This is a genomic window from Variovorax sp. Root434 (genome assembly GCF_001426595.1).
Taxonomy (GTDB): Bacteria; Pseudomonadota; Gammaproteobacteria; order Burkholderiales; family Burkholderiaceae_C; genus Variovorax.
The window spans coordinates 90,730-110,726 of record NZ_LMEK01000005.1 but is presented as its reverse complement, the minus strand read 5'-3'; the positions used below and the strand labels follow the sequence as shown (position 1 = coordinate 110,726).

Below are 19,997 nucleotides of genomic sequence, written 5' to 3'. Positions count from 1 at the left end.
GGCGACTCGAGGGCGAGCAAGGAATCATCATGAAGCACTGGATCAAACGCACTCTTTTCGGATTCGCGGGCGCCGCGATGGTCGCCGGCAGCATTGCCGGCTGCGCCGGCCAGCGACATGGCTGGGGCGGCGACAGCGCCGACTTCCGCGCGAAGATGGTCGAGCGCGTGGGCAGCAAGCTCGAACTCGACGCCAACCAGAAGCAGAAGCTCACCGTGCTCGCCGAGAAGCTGCAGGCGCAGCGCGAAGCCATGCGCGGCGCCGGCGGTTCGGGCGATCCGCGCTCGCAGTTCAAGGCGCTGTTCGCGGGCAACAAGCTCGACCAAGCCGGTGCCGCGCGCCTGGTCGACGAGAAGACCACCGCCGTGCGCAATGGCAGCCCCGAGATCATTGCCGCCGCCGCCGACTTCTATGACAACCTGAACGCCGCGCAGCAGCAGAAGGTGCGCGAATTCATGGAGCGCGGCGGCCGGCGCTGGAGCCGTCATGGCTAGGCTTGGCTCAACCCCAGGCTTTGCGCACTTCGTGTCGCTGCGCCACCCCCCTCTCCGGGGGCGACACCAGTGGCCCGGCGAAGCCGGTTCCACGGCGGCTCCCGAAGAGGCCGCTGCGGTAGCCGCGGGCGGCGTGCGCACCCTGCTGCGCCTCGAAGGCGCCGTGGTGCTGGGCGTGGCGCTCGCCGCCTACGCCCAGTTCGGTGCGGGCTGGGGCGTGTTCGCGCTGTGGCTGCTCGCGCCCGATCTCTCGCTGCTGGGTTACCTCGCGGGACCGCGCACGGGAGCGGCGCTCTACAACGGGGCGCACTCGTACGTCGGCCCGGTGCTGCTGCTGGCGCTCGGCGCGCTCGCGGCGATGCCGTGGGCGGTGGCCGGCAGCCTGATCTGGCTGGCCCACATCGGCATGGACCACGCGCTCGGCTACGGGTTGAAGTACGCGACCGGCTTCGCCGCCACGCACCTGGGCCGCATCGGCAAGGCTGATCCATGGTGAGCCGCGACGACATCGCTTCCCATGCCGTGCACGCGCCTGCCGCGCGCGCATGGATGCTGACAGAGGCGCTCGCGCTGGGCATCGCGTCGATGGTGCATGCCGGGTTCCTCGTGCCCGGCTACGCGCATCCGGCGGCCCGCACCGCAGAGGCGGTGATCGCCACCGTGCTGGTGCTGGCCTCCGTCGAGACCTGGCTGCGCCCGCACCATGCGCGCCGCGCGGCCATCTTCGGCCAGGGCTTCGCGCTGCTGGGCACGCTGGTCGGGCTCGGCACCATCATCGCGGGCATCGGTCCGCGCACGGTGCCCGACGTGGTCTATCACGCGTTGCTGCTTTCCATCCTCGTGACGGGCCTGACCTGGGCGGTGCGATGCCGGCAGGTCTGATGGTCAGCGAGGTCATCCGCCACTTTCTTGTCAGGAGGCACAATCCCGCCATGCCGCGCATCCTGCTGATCGACGACGACGAACATCTCGCCGCGCCGCTGACCACCTACTTCGCACGCTTCGGCTGCACGCTCGAAAGCGCCGTGCGCCCGAGCGAAGGCCTCGCAAAGTTGCGTGCAGGCACCTACGACGCGGCCATCCTCGACGTGATGCTGCCCGAGATGGACGGCTTCGCGCTGTGCCGCGAGATCCGCAAGGAAAGCGACATTCCCATCGTGATGCTCACCGCGCGCGGCGAGGTCATGGACCGCGTGGTCGGCCTCGAACTCGGCGCCGATGACTACGTGCCCAAGCCCTTCGAGCCCCGCGAGCTGGTGGCGCGCGTGCAGACCATCCTGCGCCGCCAGCGCAGCGCCGCGCCGCAGGCAGTGGCCAACGGCACGCAGCACCGTGTGTTCGATGGCCTGACGATCGACCTCGACCGGCGCCAGGTGCTGCGCCACGGCGAGCGCGTGGAGCTCACCGGCACCGAGTTCGAGCTGCTCGCGCTGCTGGCGGCCGAGCCCGGCAAGGTGTTCAGCCGCGACGACATCCTCAACCGTCTGCGCGGCCACGAGGCCGAGCTCTACACGCGCGCCGTCGACATCGTCGTGAGCCGCCTGCGCAAGAAGCTGGAGCCGCTGGACTGCATCAAGACGCTGCGCAACGCCGGCTATGCGTTGGCGGTTGCGCGCAGCGAGCCTGCATGAATCTCGGACGAAGCAGGGAGTCCCGCAGGATGCGGTGGCGCGGCGAGGAGTGTCGCGACGAAATCGCGCGCAGCGACTGGCACGCGAAGTGGCATGCGCGCTGGAACGAGAAGGTGCAGGGCAAGCGCCGCTGGCGCCGTTCGCTGCGCGTGCGGCTGGTGCTGATGTTCGTGCTGCTCGCGCTGGTGATGGCGGCGGTGTTCATGGGCGGCATGAAGAAGTCGTTCTCCACCGGCTGGGCCGAGGCCGCCAAGCCGATGCTGACCGACTACGCCGACCGCCTCGTGGCCGAGATCGGCACGCCGCCCGACGTGGCGCGCGCGCAGGCGCTGGTGGCGCGGCTGCCGATCACCATCCGCATCGTCGGTCCCAAGGTCAACTGGGATTCCAACCCCGGCGGCGCGAACAGCCCCGGCGGCTGGATGCACGACCGCGAAGACGTGTTCGGCGGCGACAAGTGGTTCATCCGCCCCACGGCCGACGGGCACCGCGTGATCTTCGGCTGGGCGCCCAAGCTCTGGCAGCTCGCGCCGCGCGTCATCGGCTGGGCCACGCTGGGCCTGCTGCTGTCGTGCGTGCTGCTGGGCTACGCGTACGTGAGCCGGCTGTTGCGCCCGCTGATCGACATCCGCGAGGGCGCGCAGCGCTTCGGCCGCGGCGAGTTCACGCAGCCCATTCCGGTGCGCCGTAACGACGACCTCGGCGACCTGGCCGAGCGCATCAACACCATGGCCGAGGACATCCAGGCCATGCTCGATGCCAAGCGCGGGCTGCTGCTGGCGCTGAGCCACGAGCTGCGCTCGCCGCTCACGCGCGCCCGGCTCAACGCCGAGCTGCTGCCGAGCACGCCCGAGGGACAGGCCGAGCGCGACGCGCTGCTGCGCGATCTGAACGAGATGCGCGACCTCATCAGCGACCTGCTCGAAAGCGAGCGCCTCGCGAGCCCGCACGTGGCGCTGCAGCGCGAGCCGGTCGACCTGGCGGCGCTGATCCGCGAGATCGCCGCCGAGATGCCCGGCGCGGAGCATGTGCACCTCGACCTCGCCGAAGGCCTGCCGCCGCATGGCGTGGACCGCATGCGCGTCCGGTTGCTGGTGCGCAACCTGCTGGACAACGCGCTGCGCTACAGCGCCGACGCGCCCCGGCCGCCGTGCGTGTCGCTGCGCGCGGTGATCGAGGGCGAGGGCAGCCGGCAGGGCGTGGAGATCGAGGTGCGCGACCACGGCCCCGGCGTGGACGAGGAGCAGCTCGAGCGCCTGACCGAGCCCTTCTACCGCACCGACGGCGCCCGGGCGCGCGCCACCGGCGGCGTGGGGCTGGGCATGTACCTGTGCCGGCTGATCGCCGAGGCGCACGGCGGCAAGCTGACGGTGCGCAACGCGGAGCCGGGGCTGCAGATCGTCGTCAGGCTGGCTTAGAAAGAAGGGCGGCCAAAGGGCCGGCGGGTGCTGTCGCCTGCGCTACCTGCCTGCCGGGAGGGCGCCGCTACGATGCGCCTGCGCGCCAGCCCCCTCATTCAAGGTCAAGGAGACAGCCACCATGAGCAGCCCACTCACCAATCACCAGGTCCGCCTCGCCAAGCGCCCCGAAGGCGCGGCCACGCGCGAGAACTGGAAATTCACCACCGAACCCGTCGGCGAGCCGGCCGAGGGCGGCGTGCTGGTCAAGACGCTGTCGCTGTCGCTCGACCCCGCCATGCGCGGCTGGCTCAACGACGCCAAGAGCTACATCCCGCCCGTGGGCATCGACGAAGTGATGCGCGCCGGCGGCGTCGGCCGCGTCGTTGCCTCGAAGAACCCGCAGTTCGCGGTGGGTGACACCGTCTATGGGACGCTGGGCGTGCAGGAATACATCCTCATCCCGCAGGAAGAGCTCAAGCGCAACGGCCTCGTCAAGATAGACCTGCGCGTGGGCAGCATCACCCAATGGCTCAACGTGCTGGGCATGCCCGGCATGACCGGCTACTTCGGCCTGATGGACGTGGGCATGCCCAAGCCGGGCGAGACGGTGGTGGTTTCCGGCGCGGCCGGCGCGGTCGGCCAGACCGTGGGCCAGCTGGCCAAGATCAAGGGCTGCCGCGTGGTCGGCATTGCCGGCGGCGCCGCCAAGTGCGACTGGGTGGTCAAGGAGCTGGGCTTCGACGCCTGCATCGACTACAAGGCCGGCGCCGGTGCGGTGCGCGAAGGCCTCAAGACCCACTGCCCGAAGGGCGTGGACATCTATTTCGACAACGTCGGCGGCGAGATCCTCGACATGGTGCTGGCGCGGCTCGCGCGCAAGGCCCGCATCATCATCTGCGGTGCCATCAGCCAGTACAACAACGCCAACAGCATGCCCGCGGCCGGCCCGAAGAATTACCTGAGCCTGCTGGTGAACCGCGCGCGCATGGAAGGCATCGTGGTGTTCGACTACGCCGACCGCTATCACATCGCCATCGCCGAAATGGCCGGGTACCTGAAGGACGGACGCATGAAGAGCAAGGAAGACATGGTGAAGGGCCTGGACACCTTCCCCGAATCGCTCAACAAGCTGTTTGCCGGAGAGAACTTCGGCAAGCTGGTGCTGCAGGTGGCTGCCGACGAATAGTTTCCCGAAGCCGGGTGTGGTGCTTTATTTCACGGGTATTCGAAGAAGACTATTAACTATAGTTAATCGCCACTAACTTCGTTCATTTTGCGTCCTTGAGTCAATAGACTGCGCCTGCCTTGCCGAAAAGCAGGTAGTCAATCAGTCATATCAACACTCAGGGAACGCAAAATGCAAAAGACCATCTTCGTCAAACTCGCAACGCTGGCCGTGGCCGGCATGCTGTCGCAAGGCGCTTTCGCCGCCGACGGCACCGTCAACTTCACCGGTGAAATCGTCGACGCGCCCTGCTCGATTTCGCCCAACAGCCAGAACCTGACCGTGCCGCTGGGCAAGGTGTCGCGCACCGTGTTCGGCACCGTCACCGGCACGCCGCCCGTGAGCACCGCGACGATCGGCAAGAAGTCCACGCCCGCCAACTTCACGATCGACCTGCTGGGTTGCGGCGCGACCGCCAAGGGCGCGACCGTGACCTTCTCGGGCACCGCCGACCTCGACGACGCCAGCTATCTGCGCGTGGCCAATGCCGGCCAGGTGGGCGTGGGCGCGGCTTCGGGCGTGGCGATCGAGCTTGGCGATTCCGCCGGCACCAAGATCGCGCTGGGCTCGCCGTCCGGCGAGTACGTCCTGGGCCTCGGTGACAACTCGCTGAAGTTCCAGGCTGCGTACGTCGCGACCCGGACGGCCGTGACGGTCGGCCCGGCCAACTCGGTCGCGCAGTTCACGGTTGCCTACAAGTAAGTAGCGCCCTTCGCCGGCGCCGAGCCCGGACCCCGCGTCCCCGGCCGGCGCCGGCATTTCCCTCTTTCCAGTTTTTTCCGGCGGTGCCGCGATGCGCCGCCGTGCCGGGGTGCGCGTGTTGCGCACCTCGCTCGCGCCAAGGACTTTTTCTCATGTGCAGCAACAATCGCTTCCGCTGGGCTCTTGCCGTCCTGCTGATGCTGGGTCTCCAGTGGCCGGCCGGCGCGGGCGTGATGCTCGGCGGCACCCGCGTGATCCTCGGTGAAAAGGACCGCGAAGCTTCCATTCCGGTGAAGAACACCGGCACCACGCCCTACGTGGTCCAGACCTGGATCGATGCCGGCGAAGGCAGGAACAAGACCCCGCTGCTCGTCACGCCGCCGCTGTCGCGGCTCGACCCCGGCATGGAAAACATCCTGCGCATCATGCGAGTGGGCGGCGAACTGCCGGCCGACCGCGAGTCGGTGTTCTGGCTCAACGTGAAGGAGATTCCCGAGAAGCCGAAGGAAGAAAACGTGCTGCAGATTGCGGTGCGCAGCCGCATCAAGCTGTTCTACCGGCCTTCGAAGCTCGCGGGCAAGCCCGAGGAATCGCGCGCCCAGCTCAAGTGGGCGGTCGGCGCCGGCGCGCAGGGGCAGGGCGCCGTGCTCAAGGTAGGCAACCCCACGGCCTATCACGTGACCTTCACCGCGCTGAACGTCAACGACGGCCAGCAGCTGATCAATGCCGACATGGTGCCGCCGTTCGGCGAAATGGCGTATCCGCTGAGCGCCGTGAAGACTCCGCAGGCGGTCCAGGTCAACTTCACCACGCTCAACGACTACGGCGGCGAGTCGCCCGAAGAGTTCGTCAAGGTGCCCGCAGGTGCCGAGCCGGTGGCCGTGCAGGCCGAGCCGGTCCCGCTGCCCGCACGCAGTGCGAAGCCTTGAGACGCGAGGGACGAACCGCCATGCGTTGCTCATCCGCTTTCCACGCGCCGTTCCGGCTGACGATATGCGCCGCCTTGCTGGGCGCCATGGGCCTGCCCGGCCATGCGCAGCAGCAGGTGGCCGGCTCCAGCTTCAACGAAGAGTTCCTCGGCATCGGCGGCGACCAGCCACATGCGGACCTGTCGCTTTTCTCCTTCGGCAACCGCGTGCTGGCCGGCAAGTACATGGTCGACGTGTCGCTCAACGAACGCGGTGCCGGACAAACCGAAATCCGCTTCGTCGAGAAGGACGGCAAGAACGACGCCGTGCCCTGCCTCACGCGCTCCATGCTCGACGACTGGGGTGTCAACGTGGCGGTGTTCCCCGCACTGGCGAGCGCCGCGGACGATGCCTGCGTCGACCTGGCTGCGACCATTCCCGATGCGGCGTTCACCTATGACGGCGGCAAGCAGCGCCTGTTCGTCAGCATTCCGCAGGCGGCGCTGAAGCGCTCGGCGCGCGGCGCGGTCGGTCCCGAGAAATGGGACAGGGGCATCACCGCCGGCATGTTCGACTACCAGCTCAATTTCGCGCGCTACAGCGGCAACCGCTACCGCAACGATGCCAACCCCTTTGCGGTGCCGCAGAACGTGTTCGACGGCAACCCCTTTGTCGATCGCAACAGGAACACCCTCCAGCGCAACACCCTGTTCGCGGGCCTGCGCGCCGGCTTCAACCACGGCGACTGGCGCTTGCGCCATTTCTCGACCTACAACCGGGGCATCGACGGCCGCAGCCGCTGGCAGGGCATCAGCACCTACGCGCAGCGCGACCTCGCCTCCATCAACGGCCGGCTGCTGATCGGCGACGGCAACACGCCGGGCAACTTCTTCGACAGCCTGCCGTTTCGCGGCGTGCAGCTGTCGTCCGACGGCGCAATGCTGCCCGACAGCCAGCAAGGCTATGCGCCCACCATCCGCGGCGTCGCGCAGACCAACGCCCGCGTCACGGTGCGCCAGAACGGCTATGTCGTCTACAGCACCTTCGTGGCGCCGGGCCCGTTCGTCATCGACGACCTCTATCCGACCGCGTCGAGCGGCGACCTCGAGGTGACCATCGCCGAGGCCGACGGCCGGCAGACCCGGTACACCCAGGCCTTCTCGGCCGTGCCCACGCTGCTGCGCGAAGGCACCTGGCGCTATTCGGCCACTGCGGGCAAATACCGCAACGGCTATCACGGCGGCACACCGGGCCTGCGGCGTTCCCTCTCGCAGCCGGCTTTCATGCAGGCGACGCTGGCGCGCGGCCTGGGCAACGAGTTCTCGCTCTACGGCGGCGCGCTGATGGCGAACATGTACCAGTCGCTGCTCGTGGGCGTGGGCAAGAACCTGCGCGATTTCGGGGCCGTGTCGGTCGACCTGTCGAGTGCGCGCACCACCGACCGCACCCCCGCCCACGGCGTGAGGACCTACGACGGGCAATCGCTGCGCTTCCTCTACTCGAAGGCCTTTCTCGATTCCGGCACCAATTTCCGCGTGGCCGGCTACCGCTATTCGACCAGCGGCTACCGCACCTTCCAGGAAGCGGTGCAGATGCAGGACCTGCAACCCTTCGAATCGTTCAACAGCCGACGCAACGAGGTGCGCTTCGAGCTCTCGCAGCAACTCGGCGACCAGGGCACGATGTACGCGTCCGCACGCCAGCAGAGCTACTGGGGCACCACTGCCAAGGACCGGCTGGTGCAGCTGGGCTACTCGGGCAACTACAAGCAGTTTGGCTACAGCGTGTTCTACAACCACACCACCAGCCTGAACCGGCCGGCAAGCCGCCAGATCATGTTCACGCTGACCGTTCCGCTCGGCGACACCCGCGCCAGCGCCCAGTACGCCGTGACCCGCGACGGCGGCGGCCGCGTCAACCAGCAGGCCAGCGTCTATGGCTCGGCCTTCGACGACAGCCGCCTGACTTACAACGTGACGGCCGGCCATGCGAACCGGGGCGGCAGCGACAGCGGCAGCGCGGGTGCGAGTTACCTGTCGCCGGTCGGGCGTTTCGACGTCGGCCACTCGATGGGCCGCGGCTATGGCCAAAGCACCTTCGGCATGGCCGGCGGGGTGCTGTTCCACGGCGGCGGTGTCACGCTGTCGCAGCCGCTCGGCGAAACCGTGGCGCTGGTGCAGGCGCCAGGGGCGCAGGGCGTGGGCTTCGAGTCGCAGCCCGGCGTGGCAACCGACTGGGCCGGCAATGCCGTCGTTCCCCACCTGACGCCGTACCGCCTGAACCGCCTGGCCATCCGCACGGCCGATCTTGGCGACACGGTGGAGGTGAAGAACGCCGCGACCGAGGTGGTGCCCACGCGCGGCGCCGTGGTGCGCGCGAAGTTCGAGACCTCGGTGGGCTTCCGCCTGCTGATGACGCTGACCGATCCGGGCGGCCGCATGCTGCCCCTGGGCTCGAAGGTCGAGAACGAGGCGGGCCAGGAGGTCGGCGTCGTCGGTCCCGAGGGGCAGGCTTTCGTCACCGGCGCAGGCAGCACCGGCCGCCTGACCGTGCGATGGGGGACTGGCAAGGCCGACCAGTGCGTCGTGCCCTACAGCCTTCCCGAAGAAAAGAACCCACCGCCGATCCGCGAGCTGAGCGGCCAATGCGACACCACCGCCACAGCCGCCGCCCCCACGCCAAACGACAAACAACCAAAGGGAACGGAATGAGCCACAGCATTTCTTCTGGCCTCATGCGTATCGCCGTTGCGGCAGCGGTGGCGCTGCTCGGCGCGCAAGGCGCCTGGGCGGCGTGCACGCGCTACCCAGGTGCGGCGGAGAAGTTCATCACCATGGACATGGGCAAAGTGGTCATTTCCAATGATCTGCCTGTCGGAGCCGTGATTGCGAGGAAGGTGTTTCCTATTCCAACCAGGGGCACCGCGGAGTACATGTTCGACTGCACCCGGGGCGGCGGCACGCTCATCGGGGAGATGCTGCAGGGAGCACCCATGCCGAGCGATCCGACGATCTACTCGACGGCGGTGCCAGGTATCGGCATCCGCTTGTCGCGAGTGATCGACGCAACGCTGACCGTGAACTACCCGCACCGGCTTCCGCGTGGACCCGTCTACATCTACTTTCCGCTGGGAACGCAGTTCCAGGTCGAGCTGATAAAAACAGCGGCTGCTACCGGAAACGGGCCACTGGCCTCGGGGACCTATACCCGCTACCACGGTGACGGCGACGGTGTGTCGATGCTGACCACCGTGCTCTCCGGCAATGGCATCACCATCGTCACCCCGTCATGCTCGGTGGATCTGGGCTCCCGGAACATTTCGGTGCAGTTCGGAAGGGTGCCCCAGAGCAACTTCAAGGGCAGGGGCTCCACCACCGGAGACCGCAACTTCAACATCAAGCTCAACTGCCAGGCCGGACAGAACATGCAGAACACCGTCCACCTGCGCATGGATGCCACGCCGGACCCGTCGAACGAACGAGGCGTGCTGAAGATCACGCAGGGCGGCACGGGCACTGCCACCGGCGTCGGCATCCAGGTGGTCGACAACCAGAGCCTGCCGGTCGCGTTCGGCGAAGACACGCTGGTCGGCCCGTCGAAGAATGGCGACTATGTGCTGCCGTACACCGCGCGCTACTACCAGACGGGCAACAAGGTGACACCGGGGCGTGCGGACGGCACGGCCACCTTCACCCTCGACTACAAATAGCCTGCGCTCAGTTCTCGTCGGGGCGCATGGGAATGTCGCCCATCGCCTCGTCCTCGCGCAGGCCGCGCGCGGCCTTCAGCAGTTCGATCGACAGCCCTTCGCCGTGGCCGGCGAAACCCTTGGCAATGCCTTCGAGCACCGTCGACAGGCCGGTCTCGCCGTCGCTGCGCGCGTCCATGCTGATGTTCAGCACCCGGGCCGCCATCTGGCGGTAGGTGACGGCGCCCGCGCCCTCCAGCGCGGCCACGAGGTCGAGGTACAGCGCCAGGTTCAGGTCGAACACCAGCTTGGGCGTGATCTCGAAATCCTCGCTCTTGCTCTTGCTGTCCATGGGAATTGGCTCCTTTTTTTCCTTGGCCCCCACTCTAGCCAGAAAAAAGCGGGCAATCCGTCGGATACAGCCTGATTCAGCGTGCGCGCGTGCCCATGATCGCGGCCGAGATGATGAGCCAGGCCGCGAGCACGATGGTCCAGGTCAGCGGCCTGCCGGTGACGAGCAGCAGCAGCGCGGTCGAGCCCAGCGGCGTGATGTAGCTCAGGATGCCGATCTGCCGCGCGTCGCCGCGCTTGAGCGCCATGTCCCACACGAAGAAGGCCGCGCCCAGCGGACCGAGGCCGCACAGCACGAGCAGCAGCCAGTCGCGGCCCGACAGCGCCACGGAAGGTTCGAGCACCGCATGGCAGGCCAGCGAGAGCAGGCCCGAGACCAGCCCGAACAGGCCGATCGCCGAGGTCGGGAAGGCCTCGACGCGCTTCGTCCACAGCGAGTAGCTGGCCCAGACGAAAGCCGAGGCCAGCGCCGGCAGGAAGCCCCAGTAGCCGGCGACGGCCGTGGCGCCAACCCTTGCGCCGAGGATCGCGGCAGCCGCGCCCGCGAAGCCCAGCAAGCCCGCCACCAGGTGCAGCGGCCGCAGCGACACGCCCGGCAGCAGCACCGGCGCCAGCACCACCATGAGCAGCGGCCACAGGTAGTTGACCAGGTTGGCCTCGACCGGCGGGGCGTAGCGCAGCGCGATGAACAGCAGGAAGTGGTAGCCGAACAAGCCGTAGATGCCCAGCGCCAGCGTGCGCGGCGGCACTTTCCATGCGCGGCGGTCGCGCAGCACGAGCGGCCAGCTCGGCACGCTGCCGATGATGAGCGCGAGGCCGGTGAGCAGGAACGGGGGCAGGTGGGACAAGGCCGTGCCGAGCGAGGCGAGTGTGGTCCAGAGCGCGATGGCGAGAAGGGCGTAGACGGTCGATGACATGGAGGCCGAGGCTACGCGATGCGGTCGTCGTGCAATGACGGTTCGTCGTCGCGCAACGACGGTTTGCTCTCCTGCTCCTTCTCCCTCTGGGGGAAGGTCGGGATGGGGGCAGGCCTTGGAGCAGGTGCTGCGCCGTTTCCGAAGCCGCCGTGCCCCCACCCCGGCCCTCCCCCAGCGGGGGAGGGAGAAATGCGGGGGATCAGCGACGCAATGCGGCGGTCAGTGCCGATGGCGAGCGATAGCCCGTGCGGCGCGCCGTCTCCGCCACGCTCATTCCGCCGAGCCGCAGCTCGCGTGCATGCGCCAGCCGCAGCGCGCGCAGCCAGTGCATCGCGCCCATGCCCTGTTCGTCGCGGCAGCGCTGCGCGAACTGGCTCGGGCTGAGGCAGGTGGCACCGGCCAGATCGGCCACGCCCAGCGGTTCGTGCCAGCGGGCGCGGGCCCAGTCGGCGAGCACAGGCCAGTCGATGCGACGGCGGCGTGAATCCGAATGAGAGGGCGGCGCGGGGTTCCAGGCCTCCAGCAGCAGCGCGGGCCCGTTCTGCAGGGCCAGGGCCGAGGCCTTGGGCTGCCGCAGGCATTGCGCCAGGTAGCGCGCCAGCGTGTGCAGCTGCGGCGCGTCGGGCGGTGCGCGCTCGGCGCAGCGGGCCCATGCCGCGTGTGTGGTGTCGAGCACCAGGCACACGCTGCCTTGCTTGCGCGCGCTGAAGTCGTGCCGGTCGCCGGGCGCGACCACCTGCGCCTCGCCCACGCCGATGCCGGCACCGCGGCCTTCCACTTCGATCTCCAGCACGCCGTCGAGGCCGATCAGCACCTGGAAATGGTCGTGCGCGTGGCTGCCATGCGAGTCGCCGTAGTTGCGCAGCGAGAGTGCATGGCTCGTCGGCAGGGAAGAGGCAGGGGTGTACATGTTCTTGCGTATTGTCCGCGCAGCCTCTTCGAGGCGGACAGCTGCCGGCCGCGACACGTCACAGGCGTGCGCGGCGCCATCAATCAACCGAGCCGCAGCAGCACTGCCGACGCCGCGCACACGATCAGAAACGGAATGCTGATGCGGTGGAACTCGCGCAGCCCGTGCGGCACCTTGGCCAGCCGCAGCGCGATCAGGTTGGCCAGCGAGCCCAGCACGCAGCCGAAGCCGCCCACGCTCACGCCGGCCGCGAGCGCGGGCAGGTCGTGCACGTAGCGGTCCAGCAGGATGGTGGCCGGCACGTTGCTGATGAACTGCGAGGTGACGATGGCCGCGAAGTACGCGCGCCAGCCTTCGGCAATCGGCCACTGTCCCACGGTCGCGGCCACGGCCGGCAGCTCGGCGAGCTGGCGCAGGTCGACGAACATCAGCGCGATGATCGCCAGCAGCGCCCAGTCGACATCGCGCAGCACGCGGCGCTGGAACAGCAGGAAGGCGCCGAACACCACCGCCAGGCCCGCCAGCAGCCAGTGCCGGTCGAGCGCGACGACGAAGCCCACGAACAGCACGCCCGACAGCGCCAGCAGTTGCGGCCGTACCGCGGTGGGCTCGGCGGCGGGCTTGAGCGCGATCGGCGTTCGCGGCCCCAGCAGCCACACGGCCACGACCAGCCAGAGCAGCATGACGAGCACCGTGGGCGCCATCATGGCCATGAAGCCGCCGAAGCTCTCGCCGGTGCGGTGCCACAGGTACAGGTTCTGCGGATTGCCGATGGGCGTGAGGGCAGAGCCCGCGTTCACCGCCAGCGCTTCCAGCACCACCAGCCGCGCCAGCGGCAGGTGCGCCTGCGTGGCCAGCACGCGCGTGAGCGGCACCAGCAGGAACAGGCTCACGTCGTTGGTGACGAGCGCCGACAGCACGGCGGCGGTGGCGGTGAGCAGCAGCGCGAGCTGGCGCAGGTTGGTGGTGCGTGCGAGCAGGCGCTGCGCGGCCGATTGCAGCATGCCGCTCCTCTCCACTCCCTGCGTGATCGCGAGCAGCCCGGCCAGGGCTCCCACGGTCTGCCAGTCGACCAGCTGGAGCCAATCCATCGGTGCGCGCGGCCGCAAGAAGGCGAACGCCACAGCCACCACCAGCAGCACCCAGAGCAGGCCATTGCCGCCGCTTTCGTGCGGCAACGGGGCGTTGTCGTCGGGGGAGGCAGGAGGCAGGGCGGGCGCGGTGTCTTTGGTCATGGGGCGGTGGTGGTCAGGGCGGAGGCGGCCGGCGCGCTCGCGGGAGAAGAACGGGGCCGGTGGCGAGTTTCGGGCATTGCCAGGGCAAACAGCGTCAGGGCACCGGCCGCAATGCCCGCGAGCATGACAAATGCCGTGCCGTAGCCGGCCAGGTGCGCGACCGTGCCCGCGACCAGGTTGCTGAGCGCAGCGCCCAGCCCCACGCAGGCCCCGCCGAGGCCGAGCGCAAAGTTGAAGTGGCCGCTGCCGCGCGTCAGGTCGCCGATCATCAGTGTGAACATGGCGCCGAAGATGGCCGCGCCGATGCCGTCGAGCACCTGCAGCGCCAGCAGCACGGCAGGGCTGTCGGCCAGCAGGTAGAGCAGCCCGCGCACCGGCAGCACCGCGAAGCCGACCAGGAAGATCGGCTTGCGCGCGAGCCGCGGCGCCCAGCGCCCGACCGCGAGGCCGATCGGGATGGTCACCAGTTGCGTGACGATCACGCCGCCCGAGAGCCACAGCGTGGCCGAGCTGCCGGACTGCTTGCCGACCTTTTGCGCCACCAGCGTGAGCATCGCGGCATTGGCCAGGTGGAACAGGAAGGCGCAGGCCAGCAGCACGAAAAGGCGATGGTCGTGCCAGCGCGCCGTGGAGGGCGCACCGCCGGCCTGCGCATCGGCGCCGCGCGCAAGGCGCAGGTCGATGTCCCGGTGGCGGATCGCGAGCGCCGCCGCGATGGTCGGCAGCGCCATCGCCACCGCATAGAAGAACATCGCATGCGGCCCGAAGGCGTGGCCCACCCAGCCGGTGCCCAGCGCCCACAGCACCGTGCCGGCTGCTGTGATCGCGACGTTGCGGCCGACGCGGGCGTCCAGCCCCGCACGGCCCACCATGCCCAGGCTGGTGGCGGCGATGGCGGGCGCAACCAGCGTGCCGGCCGCGCCGATCAGCGACTGTCCCGCGAGGATGACGCCGTATCCCGGCCAGTTCGCCATGACCACGAGGCAGCTCGCGATGAGCGCGATGGCCCCGGCGATCCAGCGCGGCTTGTGCCGCACGCTGTCGATCAGCGCGCCGGCCGGCGCCTGCATCGCCAGCCCGACCAGCGCCGAGACGAACATCACGGTGCCGATGCGCTGCGGATCCCAGGCCAGCGTGCCGGCCATGAAGACGATCAGGAACGGACCGACGCCGCCCTGGATGTCGGGCGCGAAGAAGACGAGCGCGTCGAGGGCGCGCAGGCTGCGGCGGGAGGGGGCGGTGGTGGTCATGGCGGGCCGATGCGAGGGATCAGGAAGCGGGCGCCGGCGGAGGCGGCATCATCATCGGCGCGGCGGGCGGCATGGGACCGGCGCCGCGCGGACCCCAGGGGACACCGGCCCCGCCGAACACTTCGCGCACCGTGTCGGCGGTCGGGCCGAGGCTCGTCGCTTCCAGCGCGGTGCCCTGTGCGCCGCGCGTGCCCCAGCCGCGCGCATGCAGCTGCGCGCCGGGTTGCAGCTGGGCGCCGTACATCGCGCCGATGTGCGGCGGGAAGCGCACGATGGTCTTGTCGGCGAGCAGCACGCCGTGCACGTCGCCGCGGTCGGTGTACAGCAGGCGCTCGATGCGGCCCCCCGCCGACATGGCGACGAGCGTGCCCGGGTCGCGCAGCGGCGGCGGGGCCATGCCAGGCATCGGCGGCTGGTCGGTCACGCTGCGGCCGTTGGCGCCGATGGTCTGCGCGCGCACCACCGGCACGTTGGGGGCGCGCCAGCCGCTGACCTGCACCGTGTCGCCGGGCCTGAGCATCTGCATCATGGCGGCCGAGAGGTGCGGGGGAAAGGCGACTTGCGTGCCATCGGACAGCAGAAGGCCGTCGGCCTCGCCGTTCGGGTTGATCAGCCATTGCTGCACGCGGCCGGTGGCAACCATCTCGGCCTGGAACGCGATGGCGCCGTGCGGCGGGGGCATGGGGCCGTGCGGCGGCGCGGGTGGCCGTTGGGCGAAGGCGGCGCTGCCGGCCAGCAGGCAGGCGGCGGCGGTGAGGGCGAGGCGGGGGGGCATGAGCGGTTCCTTGTGGAATGGAGACCCCATGGACATCTCACACAACGTGCCAGCGCGTGAACCCTTTGAAATCAACGACTTGCGCGCGCCGCGCGGGCGGCGGCCGCATGATCCGGGGACACCAGGCGTCCGCTTTCCGGACGCTTCGCCTCAGTCGATCCCGTACTGCGTCAGCTTGCGATAGAGCAATTGACGGTGAATGCCCAGGCGGCGTGCGGCCTCGGCACGGTTGCCCTGCGTCTGCGCCAGCGCGTGGGAGATCAGCAGGCGTTCGAGCTTTTCGACGGCGGCGGGCAGTTCGCCTTCGAGCCACTCGGCCGGCACCGTGTCGGACGCTTCGCCGCGTGGCGCGGCCCCGGGTCCGATGGCCAGGTCCGCCGCGCCGATCACGCGGTGCCGTACCAGCGCATGGCAGCGCTCCATCACGTTGCGCAGTTCGCGCACGTTGCCGGGCCATGGGTGGCTCAGCAGCCGTTGCGCGGCCTCGGCCGACAGCGCCTTCGGCGCATCGGATGCGGCCGCGCGGCGCAGGAAGTGCTCGGCCAGCGGGATGATGTCGGCCAGCCGCTCGCGCAGCGGCGGCATGCGGATCGACAGCACGTCGAGCCGGTACAGCAAGTCTTCGCGAAAGCGCCCCTCGCGCACGGCGGCGGCCAGGTCGCGGTGCGTCGCGGCGATCACGCGCACGTCGACCTTCACCGTCCGGTGGCTGCCCAGCGGCGTGACCTCGCCCTCCTGCAGCGCGCGCAGGATCTTGGCCTGCACGTCCAGTGCCATGTCGCCGATCTCGTCGAGCAGCAGCACGCCGCCATCGGCCGCGCGAAAGCAGCCGGGGCGTTCGCTGGTCGCGCCGGTGAAGGCGCCGCGCACGTGGCCGAAGAGTTCGCTTTCGAGCAGCTCCTTCGGAATGGCCGAGCAGTTGACGGCCACGAAGGGGCGGTCGGCACGGGCCGAATGGCGGTGCAGCGCGCGCGCCACCATTTCCTTGCCGGTGCCGGTTTCGCCGAGGACCAGCACCGGCATCGCGCTGGCGGCGGCCAGGCCGATGCGCTTGTGCACCTCGCGCATCGCGTGGCTCGGGCCGATCAGGTCGCTGCCGTCGTCGTCCTGCGGCACGCCGGAGGGCGACGCTGCCGCGTGCTGCTGCAGCGCGCGTTCCAGCACCTCGCGCACCGCCTCGCGGCTGATCGGCTTGGCCAGGTGATCGAAGGCGCCCAGGCGCATCGCCTCGATGGTGTTGCCCGCGCTCGCGAACGCCGTGAGCACGATCACCGGCGGCAGGCGCACCAGGGTGGCCTGCATGGCCGCGAGCGTCTGCAGGCCGTCCATGCCGGCCATGCGGTGGTCGAGGAACACGGCGTCGAAGCGCTCGCGCGACGACGACAGCGTTTCCAGCGCCTCGGCGCCGCTGGCCGTCGCCACCACGCCGTGGCCGAGGCCCTGCAGTGTTTCGGCGAGCGTGTCGCGGAAGGCGTTGTCGTCGTCGACGATCAGGAGGTGCGCCATGGAAGCTCCAGTTCGAAGCGGGTGCCCGGTTGCATGGGCACATGATGCAGCTCGCCGCCGTGCGCCAGCGCCACTTCGCGCGCCAGCGCCAGGCCCAGCCCGGTGCCGTCGGCGCGGCCGGTGGCAAAGGGCTCGAAGAGGCTGGCCTGCAGCGATTCGGGAACGCCCGGGCCGTCGTCGTCCACGCGGATGAGCAGCATGCGCGCATCGGGCTGCACGACGGACAGCACCACATGGCCGCCGCGCGGCGCATGGCGCACGGCGTTGTCGAGCAGGTTGTCGACGGCGCGCGCAAGGTGTACCGGGTCGAACACGGCGCTGGCGGGCAGGTCGTGATGCAGCGAGATCTGCACGCCGCCCGCCGCTGCCTTCGGCGCGACGGCGGCCACGCGCTCTTCGAGCCAGCGATGAAGCGCCACCTCGGCCGGTGCGAGGGCCACCGGCTGCACCAGCGCGAGCAGGCTTTGCACGAGGCCGTCGAGCCGGTCGATCTGCCCGACGATGACCTGCAGCGCCTGGCCCTGCCGCTCGGGCGCGGCGGCCAGTGCGTTCTCGGCCTTCAGCCGCATCGTGGCGATCGGGTTGCGGATCTCGTGGGCGATGCCGCCGGTCATGCGGCCGAGCGCCGCCAGGCGCTGGTCGCGGCTGTGCTGCTGCGCGGCCGCGCGCACGTTCATGCGCGCCTCCTCGAAGCGCAGGCGGTAGCGATTGAAGCCGTCGACGATGCGGTCGAGTTCGCGCACGCCGGTGCGCGGCAGCTCGGGCATGGCATCGCCGTCCGCATCGGCCTGCGCGAGCCGGGTTTCGAGGCGCTGCACATGGCGCAGCCCGCGTCGAAGGATGAAGCCGAGCCAAAGGCCCGACGCCAGCACCAGCGCCAGCAGGACGCCCAGGCCGGTGCGCAGGCTGTCCTGCGCGGCCAGCGCGCCGCTGCTGGTGCGAGTCATGGTCCACGCCGCCAGGTCGTTGCCCGGCGCGGCCAGCGGGCAGGCCGAGACGATCAGTGCCTCACGGCTGCCGCGCACCACATCGGTCTGCGGCTGCCGGGTGCGCGTCGCGAGCTGCGCCAGCTCGGCGATCAGCGGCTGCTCGGCCGCGGGCACGTCGCGCTTGACGCCGCTGCCTTCGTAGGTGGGGTAGGCATAGGCCAACTGCCCGCCGGCGGCCTGCCACACGCCGCCCTCGACATGGGGCGCCTCGATCAGCACCAGCTGCAGCAGCACCTGCAGCAGATCGACCTGCGGCTGCGCCGAGGAAGGTGCGGCCGCCGACCTGGCATAGCGCGCCGCGATCGCGCGGCACGACTGCTCGGTCGCAGCGCGCCCCGCAGCCACTTGCGCGCCGGCACTGCTGCGGTAGAGCGTGAGCATCACCACGGCCAGTGCGGCGCACATGCCGAACAGAAGCACCCAGAAAAAGACCAGCTGACCGCGAAGGGATTTCATCCACCGCGTTCACGCAGTTCGCGCTTGAGCACCTTGCCGATGGCGCTGCGCGGCAGTTCCTCGATGAAGGAGAGGCGTGCCAGGCGCTGCGTCTTGCCGAGCTGGGCGTTGGTCCATTGCAGCAGCGCGTCTTCGGTGGTGCTGTCGCCCTCGCGGCGCACCACGAAGGCCACCGGCGTTTCGCCCCATTGCTCGGAAGGCACCCCGATCACGGCCACGTCGGCCACCGCCGCATGGCCGCGCAGCACGGCCTCGAGGTCGCTCGGGTAGATGTTGAAGCCGCCGCTGATGATCATGTCCTTCTTGCGGTCGAACAGCGTGAGGAAGCCGTCGGCGTCGAAGCGGCCCACATCGCCCGTGCGGATGAAGCGCTTGCCGGTGGCATCGAACCATTCGGCCTCGCGCGTCTTCTCGGGCTGGCGGTGGTAGCCGGTCATCATGCCGGCCGAGTGGCCCACCACCTCGCCGGCCACCTCGGTGTTGCCGCGCGGCAGTTCGTTGCCTTCCTCGTCGATCAGGCGGATGTCGCTGCCCTCGGCGGGCTGGCCTACCGTGTGCAGCTTGGTCGGGTTCAGGTGTGCTTCCAGGATGCAGGTGCCGCCGCCCTCGGTCATGCCGTAGAACTCGATCAGCCCGCCGGGCCAGCGCTTGAGCACGTCGGCCTTGAGCGCGGCGTTGAAGGGCGCGCTGGTGCTGAACTTGAAGCGGAACGACGACAGGTCGTGTGCGTCGAAGCGCGGGTGCGCCATCAGCCGCTGGTACTGCACCGGCACGAGCATGGTGTGCGTCACGCGGCGTTGCTCGGCCAGCTGCAGGTAGCCGAGCGCGTCGAACTTGGGCATCAGCACCACGCAGCCGCCGAAGGCGATGGTGGGGAAGAACACCACCAGCGTGGTATTGGAGTACAGCGGCGTCGACAGCAGCGTGACGGTGTCGGGACCGTACTCGTACTTGGCGCCGCGCTGCACGTGGGCCCAGCGCATGCCGTGGCCCTGCACGATGCCCTTGGGCTCGCCCGTGGTGCCCGACGAATAGATGATGTTGAAGGGCCACGAAGGCTGCGTCTCCACAGCCTTGGGTTGCGCACCTGCCGGCGCGAGCCAGCTTTCGATGTCGCGGCCCACATTCGAGCCGTCGAGCGCGACGCGTGTAATGCCGCCTTCCTTCGTGGGGCCGATCACCTCGGCGGCCGAGGCATCGCTGAACAGGATGTGCGCATCGGCGTCCTCGATCATCCGGGCCAGGCTGGCGGGCGTGGAGCCGGGCGCCAGCGGTGCCACCGCGACGCCCGCGCGCAGCGCGCCCAGGAACACCGCCGCGTAGTTCACCGACGACGAGGCGCAGATGGCGATGGCATCGCCGGGCTGGAGCCCGTCGCGCTGCAGGCTGGCCGCGACGCGGTCCATGAGCGCGTCGAGTGCGCGGTAGTCCAGCGTGCGCCCGGCATCGGCCAGCGCGGCGTGGTCGGGCGTGTGTTGCGCATGGAGGCGGACCAGATCGGCAATGGCGCCGAAATTGCGTTCCATTTCGGCTTGAACGGCAGGGTGCGTTTGCAAGATC

Annotated in this window: 19 protein-coding genes; 10 read left to right on the top strand and 9 right to left on the bottom strand. The window is 69.6% G+C overall.

Features of this window, described 5'->3' with window-relative positions; all coding sequences use genetic code 11:
* The first annotated feature begins 29 nt into the window (after window positions 1-29).
* The 10 genes from ASD05_RS06685 to ASD05_RS06640 all read left to right on the top strand — a co-directional run bounded on the left by ASD05_RS06685 (window position 30) and on the right by ASD05_RS06640 (window position 10,069).
* Window positions 30-494, top strand: a complete 465-nt coding sequence (locus ASD05_RS06685; protein WP_056589440.1) for a Spy/CpxP family protein refolding chaperone — start codon at window positions 30-32, stop codon at window positions 492-494.
* Window positions 487-990 (top strand): DUF4260 domain-containing protein, encoded by a 504-nt coding sequence (locus tag ASD05_RS06680; protein ID WP_056589437.1) that lies wholly within the window; start codon window positions 487-489, stop codon window positions 988-990. The genes ASD05_RS06685 and ASD05_RS06680 overlap by 8 nt, the downstream gene beginning before the upstream one ends.
* Window positions 984-1,376, top strand: a complete 393-nt coding sequence (locus ASD05_RS06675) for a hypothetical protein (protein ID WP_056589435.1) — start codon at window positions 984-986, stop codon at window positions 1,374-1,376. Before ASD05_RS06680 ends, ASD05_RS06675 begins: the two co-directional genes overlap by 7 nt.
* Window positions 1,377-1,426: 50 nt before the next feature.
* Window positions 1,427-2,125 (top strand): response regulator transcription factor, encoded by a 699-nt coding sequence (locus ASD05_RS06670; protein ID WP_056589432.1) that lies wholly within the window; start codon window positions 1,427-1,429, stop codon window positions 2,123-2,125.
* A gap of 29 nt (window positions 2,126-2,154) precedes the next feature.
* On the top strand, window positions 2,155-3,543 hold the full coding sequence (locus tag ASD05_RS06665) for a sensor histidine kinase (protein WP_056589429.1): 1,389 nt from the start codon (window positions 2,155-2,157) through the stop codon (window positions 3,541-3,543).
* A gap of 121 nt (window positions 3,544-3,664) precedes the next feature.
* Complete coding sequence (locus ASD05_RS06660; RefSeq protein ID WP_056589427.1) at window positions 3,665-4,711, top strand: NADP-dependent oxidoreductase; 1,047 nt, start codon at window positions 3,665-3,667, stop codon at window positions 4,709-4,711.
* Between the two features lie 171 nt (window positions 4,712-4,882).
* The gene (locus tag ASD05_RS06655) at window positions 4,883-5,452 is read left to right on the top strand and encodes a fimbrial protein (protein ID WP_056589424.1); all 570 of its coding nucleotides are present in this window, start codon (window positions 4,883-4,885) and stop codon (window positions 5,450-5,452) included.
* Window positions 5,453-5,604: 152 nt separating this feature from the next.
* Window positions 5,605-6,381 (top strand): molecular chaperone, encoded by a 777-nt coding sequence (locus ASD05_RS06650; protein WP_056589421.1) that lies wholly within the window; start codon window positions 5,605-5,607, stop codon window positions 6,379-6,381.
* 20 nt (window positions 6,382-6,401) lie between these two features.
* Complete coding sequence (locus ASD05_RS06645; protein ID WP_056589418.1) at window positions 6,402-9,071, top strand: fimbria/pilus outer membrane usher protein; 2,670 nt, start codon at window positions 6,402-6,404, stop codon at window positions 9,069-9,071.
* Window positions 9,068-10,069: a fimbrial protein gene (locus tag ASD05_RS06640; RefSeq protein WP_056589416.1), complete on the top strand. Its 1,002-nt coding sequence runs from the start codon at window positions 9,068-9,070 to the stop codon at window positions 10,067-10,069. Before ASD05_RS06645 ends, ASD05_RS06640 begins: the two co-directional genes overlap by 4 nt.
* 7 nt (window positions 10,070-10,076) lie before the next feature.
* On the opposite strand, the gene ASD05_RS06635 is transcribed toward ASD05_RS06640, so the two are convergent.
* The 9 genes from ASD05_RS06635 to ASD05_RS06595 form a co-directional block, all read right to left on the bottom strand.
* Window positions 10,077-10,400, bottom strand: coding sequence for a hypothetical protein (locus tag ASD05_RS06635; protein ID WP_056589413.1), 324 nt, complete (start codon window positions 10,398-10,400; stop codon window positions 10,077-10,079).
* A 76-nt stretch (window positions 10,401-10,476) separates the two neighbouring features.
* Window positions 10,477-11,316, bottom strand: coding sequence for a DMT family transporter (locus ASD05_RS06630; RefSeq protein WP_056589409.1), 840 nt, complete (start codon window positions 11,314-11,316; stop codon window positions 10,477-10,479).
* 199 nt (window positions 11,317-11,515) lie between these two features.
* Complete coding sequence (locus tag ASD05_RS06625; protein WP_056589406.1) at window positions 11,516-12,226, bottom strand: AraC family transcriptional regulator; 711 nt, start codon at window positions 12,224-12,226, stop codon at window positions 11,516-11,518.
* Between the two features lie 83 nt (window positions 12,227-12,309).
* Window positions 12,310-13,461, bottom strand: coding sequence for an SLC13 family permease (locus ASD05_RS06620; protein WP_056589404.1), 1,152 nt, complete (start codon window positions 13,459-13,461; stop codon window positions 12,310-12,312).
* Window positions 13,458-14,711: an MFS transporter gene (locus tag ASD05_RS06615; RefSeq protein ID WP_056589401.1), complete on the bottom strand. Its 1,254-nt coding sequence runs from the start codon at window positions 14,709-14,711 to the stop codon at window positions 13,458-13,460. The genes ASD05_RS06620 and ASD05_RS06615 overlap by 4 nt, the downstream gene beginning before the upstream one ends.
* 19 nt (window positions 14,712-14,730) lie before the next feature.
* Entirely contained in the window at window positions 14,731-15,486 is a 756-nt protein-coding gene (locus ASD05_RS06610) for a hypothetical protein (protein ID WP_056589397.1), read from the bottom strand.
* Window positions 15,487-15,636: 150 nt separating this feature from the next.
* The gene (locus ASD05_RS06605; protein WP_056589394.1) at window positions 15,637-16,992 is read right to left on the bottom strand and encodes a sigma-54-dependent transcriptional regulator; all 1,356 of its coding nucleotides are present in this window, start codon (window positions 16,990-16,992) and stop codon (window positions 15,637-15,639) included.
* Complete coding sequence (locus tag ASD05_RS06600; RefSeq protein ID WP_056589390.1) at window positions 16,977-18,437, bottom strand: sensor histidine kinase; 1,461 nt, start codon at window positions 18,435-18,437, stop codon at window positions 16,977-16,979. Before ASD05_RS06600 ends, ASD05_RS06605 begins: the two co-directional genes overlap by 16 nt.
* Window positions 18,434-19,963 (bottom strand): class I adenylate-forming enzyme family protein, encoded by a 1,530-nt coding sequence (locus ASD05_RS06595; protein ID WP_056589489.1) that lies wholly within the window; start codon window positions 19,961-19,963, stop codon window positions 18,434-18,436. Before ASD05_RS06595 ends, ASD05_RS06600 begins: the two co-directional genes overlap by 4 nt.
* Between the last annotated feature and the right edge of the window lie 34 nt (window positions 19,964-19,997).